This window comes from Clostridium acetireducens DSM 10703, assembly GCF_001758365.1.
Lineage (GTDB): Bacteria > Bacillota > Clostridia > Clostridiales > Clostridiaceae > Clostridium_C > Clostridium_C acetireducens.
In genome coordinates, this window is sequence record NZ_LZFO01000010.1 from 1 (window position 1) to 20,390 (window position 20,390).

A 20,390-nucleotide genomic window follows, 5' to 3' on the forward strand; every position below is an offset into this window, starting at 1 on the left:
CGTCCGCCGCTAATTCACTTCCCGAAGGAAGTTTCATCGCTCGACTTGCATGTGTTAGGCACGCCGCCAGCGTTCGTCCTGAGCCAGGATCAAACTCTTAATTTAAAAGTTTATCTTGCTCATTTATTTCTGTGCTGGTTTCATTTATCTGTTTAATTTTCAAAGACCAACTTGCTGCCCTCGACAGCTATTAAATAATACCACGGTTAAATAACTTTGTCAACATATTTTATTATTTTTTTAATCAGTTATTTAACTCATAATTTGTTTATCGTTTTGCGACGACATGTGTTATTCTATCACAATTTATACATATTACAATCTTAACATATGGATTTATTTCAATTTAGTTCTATATTTCTTTTTTTATCTAATATATTCTATGTAATTTATAATAAGATACACAAGGTAACGTTTTTAAGAATTTGCATATGCCTAATTTAAAACTTTATAAGAAAAGCTGTTAATTTATCAACAGCTTTTCTTTTGCTTATACTATTATAGACTATTAACTAACTCTTTAAATTTATTTCCCCTGACTTCAAAATTAGTAAATAAATCAAAGCTAGCACAAGCCGGAGATAATGTAACTATATCTCCTTCTTTAGATATTTCTTTTGATTTGTAAACTGCCTCTTCAAAAGTATTACATATTATTATTTGTATCTGGTGATTTTTCAATTTTAATACTTTATCAAAAGCTTCTTTTATTTTATATTTAGTTTTACCAATAAGTATTAAAGTTTTTATTTTATCATATCCTTTTTCTGCAAGAGGTTCAAAAGGTATATTTTTATCATATCCTCCTGCTATTAATATAACTGGTTTTTCAAAAGAATTAAGACCTGCTAATGTTCTTGTAGGACTAGATGCTATAGAATCGTTATAATATTCAACCCCATTTAATTTTCTTATGAATTCACATCTATGTTCCACACCTTGAAAATTAGTAGCAACCCTTTTCATGTTTTCTATGCTTACATATTTACTTACAGCACAAAAAGCTGCTAATAAATTTTCCACATTATGCATTCCTTTTAATTTAACATCTTTTTTATCGCATATCTCTTTATTTAGAAGATACAATTTATTATTTAAAAAATACGCTCCATTATCTATTTTCTCCTTAATACTAAACATGATTAAATTACTATTTGTTTCTTTTTTCATATTATTTGTTATTTCATTATCATGATTTAATACTACTAAATCTTTTTTACCTTGATACTTAAATATATTCTTTTTTGCTTCAATATACTCTTCCATATCTTTATGAATATCTAAATGGTTAGGCGTTAAATTAGTTACTAAAGCTATTTCTGGTGATACATCCATAGTCATTAATTGAAAACTAGATAATTCTAATACAACTTTATCTTCTTTATTTATATTTTCTATTTGAGAAAATAAAGGTGTGCCTATATTACCTCCTACCCATGTTTTATATCCTTCTTCCTTTAACATATTATAAATTAAAGTAGTAGTAGTAGTTTTTCCATCACTTCCAGTAACACCAAACACTGTTGCTGGACAATATTTTATAAATTCCTTCATTTCAGATGTAATATAACTTCCTTCATCTCTTGCTTTTACTAATTCTGGGCTGTCTATCCTCATAGAAGGGGTTTTAAATATAACATCAAATCCCTTTAAATTTTCAAGATAGTTTGGTCCCAAATACAATTTAACTCCCTTATTTAAAAATTCTCCTTTTGTATCACCTAATTGTTTTTCAGTTTTTTTATCAAAAGCACTAACCTTAGCACCTAATTTTAATAAAAAATCTATTAATGGTCTATTGCTTATTCCTATGCCTACAACAGCAACATTTTTCCCTTTTATAAATCCTTTAAAAACTGTAAAATCTTTTTTCACTTTTAAAACCCCCAAAAGTTAATTATTAAAGTTAAATAAATATACTCTACAATTATATCACTTTTACTTAAATATTACATTTAACTTGTTAATCAACCTTAAATAAGTCGAAATTGTCCGAATATATTTAATTTATAGACTTTATTGTATCCTATTGAAAATTTATGCCTAATTATGATATACTGTGTTTGTGCCGTAAGGAAACATTATTATAATTCCCCAAGTTTTAATTGAACATATAACATATCCCCATGATTAAACCCTATTTTTGCCGAATGAATTGTCATTCGGCATTTTTTTATACCTTAAATATTTATAGTAGAAAACGGCTTTGTTTAAATTTAAACAAAGCCGTTTTTAAAACTTTTACTAAAATTTCATTTTTTCCTCTAAAAACTCTTTTATTTCATCCATATTCATTCTAACTTGTTCCATAGTATCTCTATTTCTTATAGTAACAGTATTATCTTCTAATGTATCAAAATCTACAGTAATACAATATGGTGTTCCTATTTCATCTTGTCTTCTATATCTTTTACCTATACTTCCTGCTTCATCATATTCTACCCTAAATTCTTTTCTAAGATTATCATATACTTCCAATGCTTTATCAGATAACTTTTTAGTTAAAGGTAGTATTGCAACTTTAATTGGAGCTATTGCTGGATGAAAATGTAATACTGTTCTCTTATCTCCATCTTCTAATTCTTCTTCATCATAGGCATCTACTAAAAATGCTAATGTTAATCTATCTGCTCCAACAGAAGGTTCTATACAAAATGGTATATATTTTTCATTAGTAGTAGGATCTAAATAATTTAAATCTTTTCCTGAATGTTCTGAGTGTTGTTTTAAATCATAATCAGTTCTGTCAGCAATTCCCCATAGTTCTCCCCAACCAAATGGATATAAATATTCTATGTCAGAAGTGCAAGCACTGTAATGTGATAATTCTTCTTTTTCATGATCTCTAAATCTAACGTTATTTTCATCTAAACCAAGTTTAATTAAGAAATCCCAACAAAACTTTTTCCAATACTTAAACCATTCTAAATCTGTTCCCGGTTTACAGAAAAATTCTAATTCCATTTGCTCAAATTCCCTAGTTCTAAAAGTAAAGTTTCCTGGAGTTATTTCATTTCTAAAAGATTTTCCTATTTGACCTATACCAAAAGGTATTTTCTTTCTTGAAGTTCTTTGAACATTCTTAAAATTAACAAATATGCCTTGAGCTGTTTCAGGTCTTAAATATATTTCAGATTGAGCATCTTCTGTTACTCCTTGGAAAGTTTTAAACATTAAATTAAATTGTCTTATATTTGTAAAATTGTGTTTTCCACATTGAGGGCAGTCAATATTATTATCATCTATATATTGTTTTAGTTTTTCATTGCTCCATCCATCAGCACTAGCTTTTTCTACTCCTTGAGCTGTCATATGTTCTTCTACTAATTTATCTGCTCTAAATCTTGCTTTACATTCTTTACAATCCATTAATGGATCTGAAAAATTTCCTAAATGTCCAGAAGCTACCCAGACTTCTCTATTCATTAAAATAGCTGCATCTATTCCTACGTTGTGCTTACTTTCTTGTATGAATTTTCTCCACCAAGCTTTTTTTACATTGTTCTTTAACTCAACTCCAACAGGACCATAATCCCAAGTGTTAGATAATCCTCCATATATCTCTGAACCTGGAAATACAAAACCTCTATTTTTAGCAAGTGCCACTATTTTATCCATTGTTTTTTCCACCATATTATATACCTCCTATTTGAATTTTTATATAAAAAAAAAGCCCATACCACAAAGGGACGAAAAATTCCGCGGTTCCACCCTTTTTGGCATTAGCCCTACTTTCTCAAATAACACTCAAAAGCGCCATTCATACTAAAGCTTTAACCATTTGCACCAAACATGGTTTCTCTTAAAAAACTTTAATACTACTCCTCTTTATCATTGTGTAATATTAAATTTAAATACTATTTTATCAGAATAATTTTAATTGTCAATACTTTTAAGTAAAAAAAATGGCTCCGCGAAAAGGATTCGAACCTTCAACCCTTCGGTTAACAGCCGAATGCTCCACCGTTGAGCTATCGCGGAACAACTTACATATATATTATAACAAACTTTTTAAAAAAAGCAATAGTTTTTTTATTTTAATAAAATAAATTTTAAAAAGGTAAAAGTAATATTACTTTTACCTTTTATTATAATAATTATTGATTTATAGGTTTCATAGTTGGGAACAATATAACATCTCTTATAGAAGCTGAATCAGTTAAGAACATAATTAATCTATCTATACCTATTCCAAGTCCACCTGTTGGAGGCATTCCTATTTCTAATGCATTTATAAAATCATCATCCATCATATATGCTTCATCATCACCTAATTCTCTCTCTCTTAATTGTTGAATAAATCTCTCCTTTTGAACTATAGGATCATTTAATTCAGAATAAGCATTACAAATTTCTCTTCCAAACACAAATCCTTCAAATCTTTCTGTAAATTCTTCATTTCCTCTTTTCTTTTTAGTTAATGGTGATACTTCTACTGGGTAATCATATATAAATGTAGGTTGTATTAAAGTTTCTTCACCAAATTCTTCAAACATAGCATTTAAAATATCACCTTTAGTACAATCCTCCAATTTTTTCTTTAATTCTAAATTCTTATCCTTAGCAATTTCTCTAGCTTCTTCATCTGTCTCAATTTTATTAAAGTCTACTCCAGCACATTCTTTAACAATATCCACCATTGTTATTCTTCTCCAAGGAGGTGTAAAATCTATTTCTTCTCCTTGATATACAACTTTAGTAGTACCTAAAACTTTTTCACATACATATGCTACCATATTTTCTGTTATTTCCATCATGTCATTATAATCTGCATATGCTTCATATAATTCTATTGCTGTAAATTCAGGATTATGTCTTATATCTATTCCTTCATTTCTGAAGTTTTTTCCAATTTCGTAAACTTTTTCGAATCCACCAACTATAAGCCTTTTTAAATAAAGTTCTGTAGCTATTCTAAGATACATATCTATATCTAATGCATTATGATGAGTTATAAATGGCTTGGCAGCTGCACCTCCAGCAATTGGTGAAAGTATAGGTGTTTCCACCTCTATAAAATCTTTATTGTCTAAAAATTCTCTTATTGCTTTTATTATAGCTGTTCTATTCATAAATGTTTCTCTAACTTCAGGATTTATTATAAGATCTACATATCTTTGTCTATATCTTAAATCTGGGTCTTTTAATCCATGGAATTTTTCTGGAAGAGGTTTTAAAGATTTAGTTAAAAGTTTAAAATCTTTAATATGTATAGTTACTTCACCTGTTTTGGTTTTAAATACACTTCCTGTAATAGCTACAAAATCTCCTATATCAAAAGTTTTATACTCTTTTAATTTTTCTTCTCCAACATCATTTATTTTTATATATAATTGTATTTTTCCATATCTATCATGTATATCTGAAAAACCTGCTTTTCCATGAACTCTCTTTGACATAAGTCTTCCTGCTACTGTTACCTCTTTGTCTTCTAATTCTTCATAATTATCTTTAATTTGTTTTGATGTATGAGTTCTTTCTACTTTATAAACATCAAAAGGATCTTTTCCTTCAGCTTGAAGATTAGCTAATTTATCTCTTCTCTCCTTTAAAAGATCATTTAAAGCTTCAGCTTCTTTTGCTTCCATTTTCATTCTCTTAATTTCTTCCTTTGTTAATTGCTTTTCTTCTTTTGACATAGCTATCCCTCCAAAATTTTATCTTCTTATTTCTAATATATCATACTTATTAACTCCATCAGGAACTTGAACTTCTATACTTTCTCCTACTTTTTTACCCATTAAAGCTTTTCCTACAGGAGATTCATTAGATATTTTATTTTCCATAGGATCTGCCTCAGCAGAACTAACTATTGTAAATTCTACTTCTTCATCAAATTCGTAATCTTTTACCTTAACTATAGAACCTACATTAACTATATCTTTAGATATTTCACTTTCATCTATAATAGTAGCATTTTTAAGCATATTAGTAATTTGCATTATTCTTCCTTCAATAAAGGCTTGTTCATTTTTAGCTTCATCATACTCTGAATTTTCACTTAAATCCCCAAAAGAAAGCGCCACTTTTATCTTCTCAGTAATTTCTTTCCTCTTAACAGTTTTAAGATACTCTAATTCACCTTCTATTTTTTTTAATCCCTCATAAGTCATCACATATTTTTTTGATTGGCTCATCTTCTTCTCCCCTTTAAATATAACTTTAATGTAAATATTTATGCTCTACTTAGTTATTTAAGTAATTATAAAACAGGCTTAAATTAATGTCAAATTAATGAAGTATTCATCAGTTATTAAAAATTCAATATCTTATTATTAAATTTAATTTCATTTAAACATATTTTATTTTCCTTTAAACAATTTTCTATATTCTCATTATTATTAAATTGAGATAATATAGCCCCTAGTAGCTCTATTGAAAAAATATTATTATCTATATTCCAAGAATATGTCACATCATCTATATATATTCTATTAAAATTATTGGAAATATGTAAATTATTAATATGCCAAATAGGTATGTCTTTATATAAAAAACTCACATCTCTTGAGGCAATAATAAAATCACAATTATTAAAAGCATACTCCTTATTTGATGTTATAATACATGCCACTCCATACTTTTTTATTATATCCTCTCTTAATTGAAACATATTATTTAATTTTTTAGACAATAAAATAATACATTTACAATGCTTACAAAGTTCCTGTATAATGCATTTATTTACATTATCGCTAGAATCGTAAACTGTAATATAACTATTTCTTATACTTTTATTCTTTAATCTTAATATTAACTGTAAACTCTTAACTACACTAAAAGCAAATAATCTTTTTTGAAAATCATTAAATAAATTATAATCAAATTTTCTATATATCTTAGGTGCCAAAATAGCTTTCTTGTTTTTAACAAAGTTTTTAGCTATACTTATATTTCTTAAATAACTTTGCTTATTTATGTTTTGAGGTATACATATATTAAATATATTTAAATTAAACTTTTCAATAAATATTTCCTCTTCTAAATTAATACTAAATCTATCTTTTATTTTTGTAAAAATATTATTACTTTTATAAATACTTTTATTTTTATTAGTAGTAATATAAATTATAGGAAGCATATTAATTTATCCTTTTTATTGATTACACTAAAATTTATATGTTTCACTTTCAATATAAATTCTACTTTAATTATTAAATTGTTCTTTATAAGTCTCTAATATACAAATAACTTTTTTGCTTTCTTTTTCACAATTAATTTTATCTTTTATATTTTTACAATCTTTTAATCCTTTTATATACCATCCAATATGTTTTCTCATTTCCCTAACAGCTCTTTGCTCCCCAAAGTAAAATATTGCTCTTTTATAATGTTTAATACATACATTTATTTTTTCCTCTGGAGAAGGATAATATATGTTTTGTGCTTTGCACTTTTGCTTTATCTGTTTGAATATCCATGGATTACCCATAGAACCCCTTCCTATCATTATTCCATCACAATTTGCAATTTTTTTTATTTCAACAGCATCTTCTGCTGTAAACACATCTCCATTACCTATAACAGGAATACTTACATTTTCTTTTACCTTTTTTATAATATGCCAATCTGCTTTACCTTCATACATTTGTTCTCTAGTTCTGCCATGTATAGTTATTGCATCTGCGCCTGCTTCTTCTAATACCTTTGCAAAATCTACTGCATTTATATTAGTTTCATCAAATCCTTTTCTTATTTTTACAGTGACTGGTTTTATAGATTCTTTTTTTATTTCTTTTACTATTTTCTCAGCTAATTTATAATCATTCATTAAAGCAGAGCCATCTCCATTTTTTACTATCTTAGGTGCTGGACATCCCATATTTATATCAATTATACATATTTGGTCATTATAGTTAAAATTTTCACAAATTTTAGCCATTATATAAGGGTCGTTTCCAAAAATCTGTACTGCCAAGGGAACTTCTTCTTCTGAAAATTTTAGCATCTGCTTTGTTTTTTCATTATCATAATAAAGTGCTCTGGAACTAATCATTTCTGTATACACTAAATCACAACCCATTTTTTTGCATATTCCTCTAAAAGCTACATCTGTAACTCCTGCCATTGGTGCTAAAAATAAAGGATTATAAAAATGTAAATTCCCTATATTCATTAAAATCCTTGCTCCTTATTTTTTTCATATATAATTCTTAATCCTTCTAAAGTTAAATCCGAATCTATTTTATCTATTGATTTAGCTTCTTCAGCAATTAATTTTGCAAGTCCTCCTGTAGCAACTACAAAAGGTTCTTTTTCTCCTAAATCCATCATTTCTTTTTTCATTTTATTAACAATATAATTAACTAGGCCTGCATATCCATATATTATTCCCGATTGCATACTGGACACAGTAGTTTTACATATAAGTGTTTGTGGCTTTGTAAGTTCTACTCTTGGAAGTTTAGCTGCTCTTTCAAATAAAGCTTCTGAAGATATCTTTATTCCTGGAGATATGGTTCCTCCCAAATAATCTCCATTAAATGTTAAAGCACAAAACGTAGTAGCAGTTCCAAAATCTATTATTATAGATGCTCTCTTATATATTTCATGAACAGCAACAGCATTAACTATTCTATCTGCTCCAACTTCTTTAGGGTTGTCATATTTAATATTTATGCCTGTTTTTACTCCTGGTCCTACAATAATAGGCTCTACTTCAAAATATTTTTTTACCATATGTTCTAATGAGTACATTATATTAGGTACTACAGATGATATTATTACACCTTCTACATCTGATGGATCTAATTTGTTTTGTAAAAATAGCTGTATAACTTCAATTCCATACTCATCAGCAGTTTTTTTAGAATATGTAGATAATCGCCAATTAGCTATAAGCTCTTTATTATCGTAAACTCCTAATACTATATTTGTATTTCCAACATCTAAAACTAAAATCATATATTAGCACCACCTTTATAAAATTAAAGAAAGATATTTTTTTATATTAATTATAATTAAAGGCAGCTAAAGCTGCCTTTAATGTTGTTTCTTCATGTTAGTAATTTAACAATTTAATTTTAACAGTTAAACTTTATTTGTCAAGGCATATTAAAATAATCCAACTATAGTTCCATCATCTAATATATCCATATTTTCTGCAGCAGGAACCTTAGGTAATCCTGGCATAGTCATTATATTACCAGTTAATACCACTATAAATCCAGCTCCACTTGAAACTCTAACTTCCTTTACAGTTATATTAAAGCCTTTTGGTTTTGCTAATAAAGATGGGTCATCTGAAAGAGAATATTGAGTCTTAGCTACACAAATAGGCATTTTATCAAGAGATAACCTATTAATTTCATTAATTTGTTTTTCTGCAGATGCAGTATAAGAAACACCATCAGCACCATAGATTTCTCTAGCTATTATATTCATTTTTTCTTTTATAGTTAGTTTTTCATCATACAATGGTTTGAAGTTACTTTTTTTATTTTCTAATGTCTCTACAACTGAATTTGCTAGTTCTATTCCGCCTTCTCCCCCTTTTTCCCAAACTTCTGTAAGTGCAACTTTAACACCTATATTGCTACAAAAATCTTTTATGTATTTAATTTCTTCATGGCTATCTGTTATAAATTTATTTATAGCTACTACTACAGGAACATTATATTTCTTTATGTTTTCTATGTGTTTTTCTAGGTTTTCAATTCCTTTAGATAATGCTTCTACATTTGATTTATTTAAATCAGTTTTTTCTATACCACCATGATGTTTTAATGCTCTTATAGTTGCTACTACTACTACACAATCTGGTTTTAAATTTCCAAATCTACATTTTATATCCAAAAACTTTTCTGCACCTAAATCTGCACCAAATCCTGCTTCTGTCACTACATAATCAGCAAGCTTTAAACTCATTTTAGTAGCTATTAAACTATTACATCCATGAGCTATATTTGCAAAAGGACCTCCATGAATTATAGCTGGTGTATTTTCTAAAGTCTGGACTAAATTAGGTTTTATAGCATCTTTCATAAGAAGAGACATAGCTCCTTCTACTTTTAAATCTTTACAATAAACAGGGGCTCCATCTAAATTATACCCTATTAATATATTTCCCATTCGTTTTTTTAAATCCATTAAGCTATCTGCTAAGCATAAAATTGCCATAATTTCTGATGCCACAGTAATCATAAATCCATCTTCTCTTAAGAATCCATTAACTTTTCCGCCCATTCCTACTACTATATTTCTTAAAGCTCTATCATTCATATCCATTACTCTTTTAAATATAATTCTTCTAGAATCAATTCTTAATTTATTACCTTGATGTATATGATTATCTATAGCAGCAGCTAATAAATTATTTGCTGCTGTTATAGCATGCATATCACCTGTAAAATGAAGATTTATATCTTCCATAGGAACAACTTGAGCATATCCTCCTCCAGCAGCCCCACCTTTTATACCAAAAACTGGACCAAGAGAAGGCTCTCTTAAAGCAATAATAGACTGTTTATCAAGTCTTCTTAAAGCATCTCCTAATCCTATAGTTACTGTAGATTTTCCTTCACCAGCTGGCGTAGGATTTATAGCTGTAACTAAAATTAAATTTCCATTCTTTTGATTTTTTTTAAAAACATCTAAAGATATTTTACATTTATATTTTCCATATAATTCAATATCATCCTCTGATAAATTTAATTTTTTAGCTACTTCAGTTATATTTTTCATATTAGCACTTTGTGCAATTTCAATATCAGTTTTCACTAAACTACAACCCCTTTTATAAAATAATTAATATTACTATTTTACTCCCTAGTTTTTTTCATAAATTCTTCAGCATTTACTATATATCTTATATGATTACCTTCTCCTATTTTTCCTTTTTCATCAAAAGCTTTTACACTAAAAAATAATTTTTTATTATCAACTTTTGTTAATACAGCTTCACATCTTACTTTCATACCTACAGGAGTAGATTTAATATGTTTTACATCTACCGATATTCCTACTGTAGTATATCCTGAAGGCAAATGTAACTCCACAGAGCTTTTAGCTGTATTTTCCATTAATCCTATCATTGCTGGAGTTGCATAAACTTCTAAACTACCTGAACCATGTTTTATAGCTGTATCATCTTCTTTAACAGTAATTTCCATAGTACTATTTATTCCTTCTTTTAAATTCAATTCCAAAATATTACCTCCTTAATAATATGTTTAAATAATTCTGTAAACAATATGCATATTTATTATATCATTTAAATTAATAATATTAAATAAAAAAACAGAGGATGTAATTATCCCCTGTTAAATATTTCTTCAAATTCTTCTCCTAAAAGCTTTTCTTTTTCTAATAATGCTTTAGCTACTGCATGTAGTTTATCACTATTTTCAGTTAATAACTTTTCTGCTTTAATATAAGCTTCATCTATTAATTTTCTTATTTCCATATCAATTTTAGCTGCTACTTGTTCACTAAAATTCTTACTTTTGCCAAAGTCTCTTCCTAAAAATACTTCATCATGACCTGACCCAAAGGCTATTGGACCTATTTCATCACTCATTCCAAAATCCATTACCATTTTTCTAGCTATAGTTGTAACCCTTTCTATATCGTTTTTAGCTCCTGTACTTATATCTCCTATAAATAACTTTTCTGATACTCTTCCGCCTAAAAGCCCTACCATTTCATCCTCTAATTTTGATCTTGACATATAAGATCTATCTTTTTCAGGAAGATGCATTGTATATCCTCCTGCCATTCCTCTAGGTATTATACTTATTTCATGTACTGGATCTGCATTAGGTAATAACCTCATTACTACTGCATGCCCTGCTTCATGATAGGCTGTTATTTTTTTATCTTCTTCACTAATTACTCTACTCTTCTTCTCTGGTCCAGCTATAACTCTAGTAACCGCTTCTTCAAGTTCTTCCATTCCAATTTCTTTTTTTCTATTTCTAACAGCTAAAAGAGCTGCTTCATTCATTAAATTTTCTAAATCAGCTCCAGTAAATCCAGGAGTTCTTTTAGCTAAAACTTCTAATTTTACTTCATCTGCTAAAATTTTGTTTTTTGAATGTACTTGAAGTATTTCTTCTCTTCCTTTTACATCTGGAGCCCCTACAAGTATCTGCCTATCAAATCTTCCTGGTCTTAAAAGAGCAGGATCTAATATATCAGGTCTATTAGTAGCTGATATTACTATTATACCTTCATTCACTCCAAATCCATCCATCTCTACCAATAACTGATTTAGAGTTTGTTCCCTTTCATCATGACCTCCACCTAATCCAGCACCTCTTTGACGTCCTACAGCATCTATTTCATCTATAAATACAATACATGGAGAATTTTTCTTTGCCTGTTCAAATAAATCTCTTACTCTAGAAGCACCAACACCTACAAACATTTCTACAAAGTCAGAACCAGATATACTAAAAAACGGCACTCCAGCTTCTCCAGATATAGCTTTTGCTAACAAAGTTTTACCTGTTCCAGGAGGTCCCACTAATAATACTCCTTTAGGAATTCTTGCTCCCATTTCTATATATTTTTTAGGTTGCTTTAGAAAATCTACTATTTCTGCTAATTCTGCTTTCTCCTCTTCTGCACCTGCTACATCTTTAAATGTAACTTTTCTTTTATCAGGGGTGGCCATTTTAGCTCTACTTTTACCAAAATTCATAACATTTCTATTACCTCCCCCACCTTGGGACTGCTGTATAAACATAAACCAAAATGCTATAAGCATAAAAATAAGTAAAATGCTAGGCATATAACTTAACCACATTGGTATTTTAGCAGGTAATACATAGCTTTCTTTTATTTCTCCATTTTTATCATGTACATTAATGAATTGAATTAATCTTTCTAATGGAACAACTGTTTCATATTGTGTACCATCCTTTAAAGTACCTACTACTGTCATTTTATCTTCTTTTACTTGAAAGTCTTTAATTTCATTATTTATCCAATACCTTTGAAAGTCATTAAAATTAATACTAGTAGCGTTATCATTTGTTCTCACAAGCATTAAAGCTGCAAAAATTACTAAAACAAATACTATAACCCAGGCCGTTGCACTAGAAGCTTTCTTCATTATAGGCCCCCCTCTCTTTCCACTTTATATTGTAAAATTGTATCATAACAAAAATATATTTACAACTTAAAAATCAATTCATTTATTTATATATTTCTTCTTTAAGAATACCTACAAATGGTAAATTTCTATACTTTTCTGCATAGTCTAATCCATACCCTACCAAAAAATAATCTTTAACTTTAAAACCAATATACTTTACATCTATTTCTACTTTTCTTCTTTCAGGTTTAGTAAGCATGCATGCTATTTCTATACTTTTAGGTTTTTTACCTTCTAAGTATTTTAATAGGTATTCTAAAGTTATTCCTGAATCAATTATATCTTCTACTATTAATATATCTTTGCCTTCTACTTCAAGATCTAAATCTTTAAGAATTCTAACAACTCCTGAGCTTTTAGTAGAATTACCATAACTAGAAACATCCATAAAATCCATTGAGCAAGGAATTACTATCTCTTTTAATAAATCTGCCATAAAGGGTACAGATCCTTTTAAAATACCCAATAAAATTAAATCTTTACCTGCATAATCCTCACTTACCTTAGCTCCTATTTCTTTAACTTTATTTCTTATTTGTTCTTCTGTAAGTAATATTTCTTTTATATCTTCTTTTATATTGTACATACATCTATTCCTCTCTTTCGATTTTTATTTCTAAAATTTTTTTAGTATCTTTGCAAACTTTATACAAATCACCTATTCTAACTCCAACTACCCAGCCAATATTACCATCAAAACATATTATAGGTATTTTATCTCTTTTGTATCTAGGTATTTTTAAATCAATAAATAAATCCTTAAGCTTTTTATTTCCTTTCATTCCAAAAGGTACAAATAAATCTCCATTTTGTCTATATCTTATAGTTATATCCTCTTTAATTTTATCATAATCAAAATATTTTACATACTTTTTATTTAAATCTAAATTTTCTCCATTATTAATTAAATTTAATTTAACATTAATATTCATAGAAATTACATTATTTATTCCTATATTTAATTTAAATTCATTATTTATTTTTTCTATTTTGATTTTTTTTTCACACATATATATATTACCATAATTATTTTGTATAACAACTTCATTAGGTAATATTATTTTTTTTCCTGTATCGCCCTTTTGAAGTTCTACTACATCATCTATATGAGATTTTTGAACATTATATAAATTTCCTTTTAATTTACCAAGAGCTATTCTTATTATTCTACTTAAAATTGCTCTATTTTCTAAAAAAGCTTCTTTAGATATTATAATATTATTTAATTTAATATAACAATATTTTTTATACATTTTTTGAGAAATTTCATTTAAATAACTATTATCTATTTCTACTATATCTGAAAGCCTATTTATAGTTTGTATTATATCTTTATTAAAATTCTCTTCAATATAAGGTATTAGCTCTAATCGAACTTTATTTCTTGCATAAATACTTTCAAAATTTGTTTTATCTATTCTTGGTTTTATATTGTTTTTACTGCAATAACTTTCTATATGTTTTCTATCTATATTTATCAAAGGTCTTATTATACTATCTCTAACAGGCTTTATTCCAATAAGTCCTTCTAACCCTGTACCTCTCATTATTCTCATAATAATCGTTTCAGCTCTGTCATTAGCATTATGTGCTAATGCTATTTTTTGTGCCTTAATTTCTTGTTTTAATTTTTCAAAAAAATTATACCTAGCTTCTCTTCCTGCAGTTTCACAAGATATGCCCTTTTCTTGAGATATTTTATTTACATCTACTTTTTTATTATAAAATTCAATATTTAAATTTTCACAAAATCTTCTAACATATATTTCATCTTCATCTGCATCTTTTCCTCTTAAACAGTGATTTAAATGAGCTACTACAATACTTATATTAAAATCTTTTTTTAAACTATATAACAAATGAAGAAGACACATAGAATCTGGTCCACCAGATACTCCTACTATAACCTTATCTCCTTTCTTTATCATATCATATTTATTCATAGTTTCTAAAACTTCTTCTATCAAAGCCTAACACTTCCTTAAGCCAAATTTTATGGTATATATTATAACATAAACATAATAAAAATAGATAATATTGTTAAAAATAAATCTTAAAATAAGGAAGAATGAATTTATTTCACTCTTCCTTATTAATTTTATCTTAAAGAATATACTTTAGATACAATTACCGTCATATCATCTTTAACTTTTCCCTTGCATAGTTCTTTTGCTTTGGCAATTATAGAATCACTTATCTCTTTAGGTTCATTAGACTCTATTTGTTTTAGATGCTGTATAACCCAATCTACTTTTCCTGCATTTTCTGCATCATAATCTAATACTCCATCACTTAACATAACTATTATATCACCATTTTGTATGTTTTTCTCAGTAATATCTATATCTACTTTATCTAAAACCCCAATAGGAAGAGTTTTAGATTTTATTACTTCTATATTTTTTCCTCTTTTAATAAAACTAGCTACTGCACCAACCTTCATAAAATCTGCTTCTCCAGTATATAAATTAATACTGTTTAAATCTACTGTAGAAAACTTTTCATCTTCTGAAAATTTAATTGTCATTATAGAATTAATGCTATTTATAGCAGTTATTTTACTAAAACCTGCTTTTATAAACTTTTCTATAAGTTCTATTACTGCACCACTTTCCTCTTCAGCTCTAGAGCCTGAACCCATACCATCACTTATTATAGTCATGTATGTACCATCCTTTAGCTTTTCAAAGCTATAACTATCTCCATTATTTTTCTCTCCATCTTTACATGCTCTGCCAACAGCTGAGACAATATGATATTTAGGTGCTTCTTGAAAAACTATATTGCAGCTTTTGTTTTTTACATTTATATTACAACTATCATCTCCTATACACATTTCCTTTTCAGAAACCTGATTTATTAAAGGCAATATACTTTTTATACATAATTTATTTCCACCACAAACATTAAGAGAAATATTAATTAATAATCTATTATTGTTATCATTAAAACAATAAACTTCTCTATATTTTATATTATTTTTATTTAATATTCTTCTTATATTACTTTCCATATTTGTATTAAACTTTATTCCAGATTTAAACCCATCTATAATTTCTTCTACTGATCCTCCCATATTATTTATTTGCTTAGCTAATGTTTCTCTTCCTTCACTTAATTGAGCTCTCCATATTTCATTTATAATATAATTATTTACTATAGATTCTGTATTTTTTATAAGTACAGAACGTTTTATACATTTTCTATCTATTTCATAAGGAATTATACTTCTCTTGTTTTGATAATTTTGTATTAACTCCGCAAAAGCGTTATAAGTATAAAAAGTTTCTCTTTTCCAGCATATAGAGTTCATATTACAATTGCTACATACTCTATCTGCTAAATTTTCTACTAAAGCACTACTTTTACTTTTCATAGCTAATTTATCATTATCAGATAGATTCGCTAATGTATATGATATATTAAATAACATTTGTGAAAAATTATTTAGCTTATTTATAAATATATCTTTTATTTTATTAACATAGTCTTCCTTTAATTTTTCTTCTTTTTTATGCCAATCTAAATCTATAGCTATTTTATTATATACTTTTAATGGTATTAATATAAATATACAAGAAGCTATAGATGCCTCCATAAATTGAAAAGTATTTACTGTACCAGAATACATTTTAAGTACAGAAAAAGCTACTAAATAGGATATCATACTCATCCATTTACCTAACTCATTGAACATTCCTGACACTAGACCACATAATCCATAAACTCCAATAAACTCCATCATATTGTTAGAACACATACCTATAACTATACCCATAGACACTCCACAAGCTGCTCCAGATGCACTACCTTTTATATAACCTACAATAAGTACAAATGTTAATGCTATTATATTTCTAATAGATAAATTAAATATATTACTTCCCCAAGTACCTGCTATTATAAGAGACATAGTTACACACATACTCATTGTTTCTTCACTATTATATAAATGTCTAGTATTAATCTCTTTAAAACATTTAATAGAATAGTCAATTATATAGTAAACTGGAAATATACAAACTGTTTCAAAAAAAGAAGTAATAATGCTTACAGGAGCAGACAAATTAACTATAAATAATTTATACAAAGAAAATTCTATAAAAACTATAGATAATAAAAGTAATATAATTAAACTTTTTTTCATATTATTTATTAAGTTATTAACTAAAAAAAGAGTAGCTATTATAATTAAATATGCTCCTAAATTCTTAATATTATTATGAATAGAAATATAACCTAAAAAAGTTCCTAAAGATACTATTAAAACATACTTATTATTTTTTTGTAATAACATAGACACTAAAAAAGCAAGTCCAAAAGGTGCCATAAGATTAATTAAAATAACTCTACTTACTAAAAAAGCAGATAAAAAATAAAACATAGGTCTTAAAAACACCTTAAGTTTAAAAGGAGCTTTTCTTCTAATCTCATTATTAATTTTTTTTACTCTTTGATACGGAAAAAGTTCTATTCCATATTGCATACATACATCCCACCCTTTTTAATTACTTTCTTTATTATAGCAAAGGGTTTTGGAAATAATTGTCATAAAGTGAAGTTGACAAAAAATATTTTTTCGGACATTTATTTCTATGATTTTTAAAATAATTTCTAAATTATAATAATAAAAGACTCATAGATTTACTATGAGTCTCTTTGGTAGCGGAAATAGGACTTGAACCTACGACACTTCGGGTATGAACCGAATGCTCTAGCCAGCTGAGCTATTCCGCCATGTTTTGGTTGCGGAGGTAGGACTTGAACCTACGACCTTCGGGTTATGAGCCCGACGAGCTACCAACTGCTCCACTCCGCGACATTTTTTGGTGCTGAAGACCGGAATCGAACCGGTACGAGCTTTTAAGGCTCGCAGGATTTTAAGTCCTGTGCGTCTGCCTGTTCCGCCACTCCAGCAAATAATATAATAATTTTTATAACAATTAAGAAGTAGCGGAAATAGGACTTGAACCTACGACACTTCGGGTATGAACCGAATGCTCTAGCCAGCTGAGCTATTCCGCCATGTTTTGGTTGCGGAGGTAGGACTTGAACCTACGACCTTCGGGTTATGAGCCCGACGAGCTACCAACTGCTCCACTCCGCGACATTTTTGGTGCTGAAGACCGGAATCGAACCGGTACGAGCTTTTAAGGCTCGCAGGATTTTAAGTCCTGTGCGTCTGCCTGTTCCGCCACTCCAGCAAATAATATAAATTAAATTCTTGCGACATAGATTATTATATATTATGTATTACATATTGTCAATGATTTTTTTAGAAAAAATAAAAGAGACTCTTAGAGCCCCTTTATTTCCATTCATGATTAATTTTTCTTATATCCATGTCCTCTACCTTCTTGGTGCTTTTTAATATCTTGAAATCTCTCTTCACTTTCTTTTAAAAAATTTGTTAATCTATCTTCAAAGCTTCCTACAGACTTCTTATTATTTTGCTTAGACCAATCAATTTCTACAGGTCTACATGACTTTTTCTTTGAAATAGCTTGTTTAATAGATAAACTTATCTTTCCTTTATCGTCTATAGATATAACCTTAACTTTGACCTTATCTTTTTCCTTTAAATAATCTCTTATGTTTTTTACATAATCATCTGAAATTTCAGATATGTGAACTAAACCTGTTCTTCCCTCTACCTCTACAAAAGCACCAAAATTAGTAATATTAATCACTTTACCCTCTAGTATACTTCCTGGTTTTAAAGTCATATTAAAAAGACTCCTCCTTAATAAAAAAATATATTTAAATTTAATAATAGACATTTATTTTTTATTATATTATTTTTTTTATTTTGTGTTACTTATTACAGGAGTCTCTCCTTGTTTAACAAGCCCTAGTCTCTCTCTAGCTAGCTTTTCTATATACTTGCTAGTTTTAGACATTTTAACTTCATCCTGTAACTTTTGATTTTTTTCTTTAACTTTAGTTAATTCTATTTTACTATTGTTAATTTGACCTTTTAATTTTTTCATAGTTATTTGCTGATTTATAAATATATATACTATATAAAATAGAATAACAATAATTAAAATACTTTTAATTTTTATTTTTTTTTTCATTAAATTATTATCCTTTCAAATAATATATATATATATTTTAATTTGATTTTCACTTTTCTTCAAGCTATTTTTATAAATTCTTTTTATTTCTTATTTTATAAATTAAAGATTCTAAAGGATATAATAATATATTAACAAGTATTCTAAAAAATTTCATGAGATTTTTTAAAAATTTATATTGTATTCTTAAAAAAGTTTTACTTATAAATTTCAAATATATAATTATACCTATAGCTATACAAAAATAAACATAAAGCCCTATGTATGCATAGTTAGTAAAAAGCAGAAATACAAATACTAATATAGCACTAAATATCCAAAACAAAGTATCTTCTATGAAAGTTACCAGTTTATTATCCACTTTAAATCCTCTAATTAATCTATATAAATCAAATAACATGCCTGTTATTTGACCTGCAATAATGCTAAATATAACTAATTTTAATTGTTGACTAATAGATATTACCATAGTCTTCTCCTTACTTAAATAATTTAGATAATATGCTTTCTCTTTCCTTCTTACTATCTACACTAGTATAAACACAAGAATTAATCATGCCACTTATCATTACATCTCCATTTTGCACATCTAATTTATTCATTTTTAAATCTTCCCCCATTATAACTAGACTTCCTAAATTAGTATTTAATACTATTTGTTCTTCATTAAAGCTAATAACTTCTATAACTCCACTTATGGATAACCTTTTTCTATCTTGAAGATTCAAATTGCTTTTTTTATTTTCTATTTTAGCTTCTTTTTTTTCCATATAGACACCTCCATTTTACTATATTAAATATATGAATGGAGATAAATATATATTACATTTATAAAGTTAAATAAAAGTATAACGACAAATAGATAATTTTATTATTATATATTTGTCACCATGCTTTTATTTAAAAATTATATTAATACCACATAATTTATTCTATTATTTTGTACATATTTTGAGCTTCTTCTTTCTTTACATGCTCAGAAATATTAATTATTTCTGCTTTAATAGATTTGTTAGCATATTTTATCTCTATAATATCTCCTTCTTTTACTTCCACCCCTGCCTTAGCTATTTTACTATTTACTAATACTCTTCCTGTATCACAGGCTTCTTTAGCTACAGTTCTTCTTTTTATTATTCTAGAAACTTTTAGAAATTTATCTAACCTCATATATTTTCTCCCCTAAATTATAATATTATAAAATAAAAAACCCA

General features: G+C 27.4%; 18 protein-coding genes, 7 tRNA genes, 1 rRNA gene and 1 other annotated feature. All 26 genes read right to left on the bottom strand.

Translation table 11 applies throughout. The features are described 5' to 3' along the window. A 16S ribosomal RNA gene (locus CLOACE_RS04400) occupies positions 1-105 on the bottom strand; the annotation flags it as partial. A 393-nt stretch (positions 106-498) separates the two neighbouring features. Beyond that, on the bottom strand, positions 499-1,875 hold the full coding sequence (gene murD / locus CLOACE_RS04405; protein WP_070109840.1) for a UDP-N-acetylmuramoyl-L-alanine--D-glutamate ligase: 1,377 nt from the start codon (positions 1,873-1,875) through the stop codon (positions 499-501). Positions 1,876-2,244: 369 nt separating this feature from the next. After that, positions 2,245-3,633: a glycine--tRNA ligase gene (locus tag CLOACE_RS04410; protein ID WP_070109841.1), complete on the bottom strand. Its 1,389-nt coding sequence runs from the start codon at positions 3,631-3,633 to the stop codon at positions 2,245-2,247. A 49-nt stretch (positions 3,634-3,682) separates the two neighbouring features. Further along, positions 3,683-3,844 (bottom strand) — a binding site (T-box leader). Between the two features lie 62 nt (positions 3,845-3,906). Further along, positions 3,907-3,981 (bottom strand) — tRNA-Asn (locus CLOACE_RS04415). A 116-nt stretch (positions 3,982-4,097) separates the two neighbouring features. After that, a complete protein-coding gene (gene lysS, locus CLOACE_RS04420; RefSeq protein WP_070109842.1) occupies positions 4,098-5,639 on the bottom strand; it encodes a lysine--tRNA ligase in 1,542 nt (513 codons plus the stop codon). Between the two features lie 18 nt (positions 5,640-5,657). Continuing rightward, complete coding sequence (gene greA / locus CLOACE_RS04425) at positions 5,658-6,137, bottom strand: transcription elongation factor GreA (protein ID WP_070109843.1); 480 nt, start codon at positions 6,135-6,137, stop codon at positions 5,658-5,660. Positions 6,138-6,253: 116 nt separating this feature from the next. After that, on the bottom strand, positions 6,254-7,081 hold the full coding sequence (locus tag CLOACE_RS04430) for a hypothetical protein (RefSeq protein WP_070109844.1): 828 nt from the start codon (positions 7,079-7,081) through the stop codon (positions 6,254-6,256). Between the two features lie 66 nt (positions 7,082-7,147). Next, positions 7,148-8,116 (bottom strand): tRNA dihydrouridine synthase DusB, encoded by a 969-nt coding sequence (gene dusB / locus CLOACE_RS04435; RefSeq protein WP_070109845.1) that lies wholly within the window; start codon positions 8,114-8,116, stop codon positions 7,148-7,150. Continuing rightward, positions 8,116-8,904, bottom strand: a complete 789-nt coding sequence (locus CLOACE_RS04440; protein ID WP_070109846.1) for a type III pantothenate kinase — start codon at positions 8,902-8,904, stop codon at positions 8,116-8,118. Before CLOACE_RS04440 ends, dusB begins: the two co-directional genes overlap by 1 nt. Before the next feature lie 150 nt (positions 8,905-9,054). After that, positions 9,055-10,719 carry a formate--tetrahydrofolate ligase gene (locus CLOACE_RS04445; RefSeq protein ID WP_070109847.1) on the bottom strand — a complete coding sequence of 555 codons (1,665 nt, stop codon included), beginning with the start codon at positions 10,717-10,719 and terminating at the stop codon, positions 9,055-9,057. 41 nt (positions 10,720-10,760) lie between these two features. Next, positions 10,761-11,147: a thioesterase family protein gene (locus CLOACE_RS04450; RefSeq protein WP_070109848.1), complete on the bottom strand. Its 387-nt coding sequence runs from the start codon at positions 11,145-11,147 to the stop codon at positions 10,761-10,763. 104 nt (positions 11,148-11,251) lie between these two features. After that, a complete protein-coding gene (gene ftsH, locus CLOACE_RS04455; RefSeq protein ID WP_070109849.1) occupies positions 11,252-13,057 on the bottom strand; it encodes an ATP-dependent zinc metalloprotease FtsH in 1,806 nt (601 codons plus the stop codon). Between the two features lie 82 nt (positions 13,058-13,139). Beyond that, the gene (gene hpt / locus CLOACE_RS04460; RefSeq protein ID WP_070109850.1) at positions 13,140-13,685 is read right to left on the bottom strand and encodes a hypoxanthine phosphoribosyltransferase; all 546 of its coding nucleotides are present in this window, start codon (positions 13,683-13,685) and stop codon (positions 13,140-13,142) included. A gap of 4 nt (positions 13,686-13,689) precedes the next feature. Then, complete coding sequence (gene tilS / locus CLOACE_RS04465; protein ID WP_070109851.1) at positions 13,690-15,066, bottom strand: tRNA lysidine(34) synthetase TilS; 1,377 nt, start codon at positions 15,064-15,066, stop codon at positions 13,690-13,692. 131 nt (positions 15,067-15,197) lie between these two features. After that, entirely contained in the window at positions 15,198-17,585 is a 2,388-nt protein-coding gene (gene spoIIE / locus CLOACE_RS04470; RefSeq protein WP_070109852.1) for a stage II sporulation protein E, read from the bottom strand. Positions 17,586-17,759: 174 nt separating this feature from the next. Then, positions 17,760-17,836 (bottom strand) — tRNA-Met (locus CLOACE_RS04475). A 6-nt stretch (positions 17,837-17,842) separates the two neighbouring features. Then, positions 17,843-17,918, bottom strand: a tRNA-Met gene (locus CLOACE_RS04480). A gap of 8 nt (positions 17,919-17,926) precedes the next feature. Further along, a tRNA-Leu gene (locus CLOACE_RS04485) sits at positions 17,927-18,016 on the bottom strand. 34 nt (positions 18,017-18,050) lie between these two features. Continuing rightward, positions 18,051-18,124: transfer RNA gene (locus CLOACE_RS04490), tRNA-Met, on the bottom strand. A 6-nt stretch (positions 18,125-18,130) separates the two neighbouring features. Beyond that, positions 18,131-18,206 (bottom strand) — tRNA-Met (locus tag CLOACE_RS04495). 7 nt (positions 18,207-18,213) lie between these two features. Beyond that, positions 18,214-18,303, bottom strand: a tRNA-Leu gene (locus tag CLOACE_RS04500). Between the two features lie 120 nt (positions 18,304-18,423). After that, a complete protein-coding gene (locus CLOACE_RS04505) occupies positions 18,424-18,825 on the bottom strand; it encodes a S1 domain-containing RNA-binding protein (protein WP_070109853.1) in 402 nt (133 codons plus the stop codon). A 78-nt stretch (positions 18,826-18,903) separates the two neighbouring features. After that, the gene (locus tag CLOACE_RS04510) at positions 18,904-19,176 is read right to left on the bottom strand and encodes an FtsB family cell division protein (RefSeq protein ID WP_070109854.1); all 273 of its coding nucleotides are present in this window, start codon (positions 19,174-19,176) and stop codon (positions 18,904-18,906) included. Between the two features lie 70 nt (positions 19,177-19,246). Then, complete coding sequence (gene yabQ / locus CLOACE_RS04515; RefSeq protein WP_070109855.1) at positions 19,247-19,645, bottom strand: spore cortex biosynthesis protein YabQ; 399 nt, start codon at positions 19,643-19,645, stop codon at positions 19,247-19,249. 10 nt (positions 19,646-19,655) lie between these two features. Beyond that, entirely contained in the window at positions 19,656-19,946 is a 291-nt protein-coding gene (yabP, locus tag CLOACE_RS04520; RefSeq protein WP_070109856.1) for a sporulation protein YabP, read from the bottom strand. Positions 19,947-20,103: 157 nt separating this feature from the next. Beyond that, positions 20,104-20,346 (bottom strand): RNA-binding S4 domain-containing protein, encoded by a 243-nt coding sequence (locus CLOACE_RS04525; RefSeq protein ID WP_070109857.1) that lies wholly within the window; start codon positions 20,344-20,346, stop codon positions 20,104-20,106. Between the last annotated feature and the right edge of the window lie 44 nt (positions 20,347-20,390).

Excerpts from the sequence above, each read along its gene's own strand:
- CLOACE_RS04410 (WP_070109841.1), bottom strand. The coding sequence starts at position 3,633 with ATGGTGGAAAAAACAATGGATAAAATAGTGGCACTTGCTAAAAATAGA.
- lysS (WP_070109842.1), bottom strand. The coding sequence starts at position 5,639 with ATGTCAAAAGAAGAAAAGCAATTAACAAAGGAAGAAATTAAGAGAATG.
- greA (WP_070109843.1), bottom strand. The coding sequence starts at position 6,137 with ATGAGCCAATCAAAAAAATATGTGATGACTTATGAGGGATTAAAAAAA.
- CLOACE_RS04430 (WP_070109844.1), bottom strand. The coding sequence starts at position 7,081 with ATGCTTCCTATAATTTATATTACTACTAATAAAAATAAAAGTATTTAT.
- dusB (WP_070109845.1), bottom strand. The coding sequence starts at position 8,116 with ATGAATATAGGGAATTTACATTTTTATAATCCTTTATTTTTAGCACCA.
- CLOACE_RS04440 (WP_070109846.1), bottom strand. The coding sequence starts at position 8,904 with ATGATTTTAGTTTTAGATGTTGGAAATACAAATATAGTATTAGGAGTT.
- ftsH (WP_070109849.1), bottom strand. The coding sequence starts at position 13,057 with ATGAAGAAAGCTTCTAGTGCAACGGCCTGGGTTATAGTATTTGTTTTA.
- hpt (WP_070109850.1), bottom strand. The coding sequence starts at position 13,685 with ATGTACAATATAAAAGAAGATATAAAAGAAATATTACTTACAGAAGAA.
- spoIIE (WP_070109852.1), bottom strand. The coding sequence starts at position 17,585 with ATGCAATATGGAATAGAACTTTTTCCGTATCAAAGAGTAAAAAAAATT.
- CLOACE_RS04505 (WP_070109853.1), bottom strand. The coding sequence starts at position 18,825 with ATGACTTTAAAACCAGGAAGTATACTAGAGGGTAAAGTGATTAATATT.
- CLOACE_RS04510 (WP_070109854.1), bottom strand. The coding sequence starts at position 19,176 with ATGAAAAAAAAAATAAAAATTAAAAGTATTTTAATTATTGTTATTCTA.
- yabQ (WP_070109855.1), bottom strand. The coding sequence starts at position 19,645 with ATGGTAATATCTATTAGTCAACAATTAAAATTAGTTATATTTAGCATT.
- yabP (WP_070109856.1), bottom strand. The coding sequence starts at position 19,946 with ATGGAAAAAAAAGAAGCTAAAATAGAAAATAAAAAAAGCAATTTGAAT.
- CLOACE_RS04525 (WP_070109857.1), bottom strand. The coding sequence starts at position 20,346 with ATGAGGTTAGATAAATTTCTAAAAGTTTCTAGAATAATAAAAAGAAGA.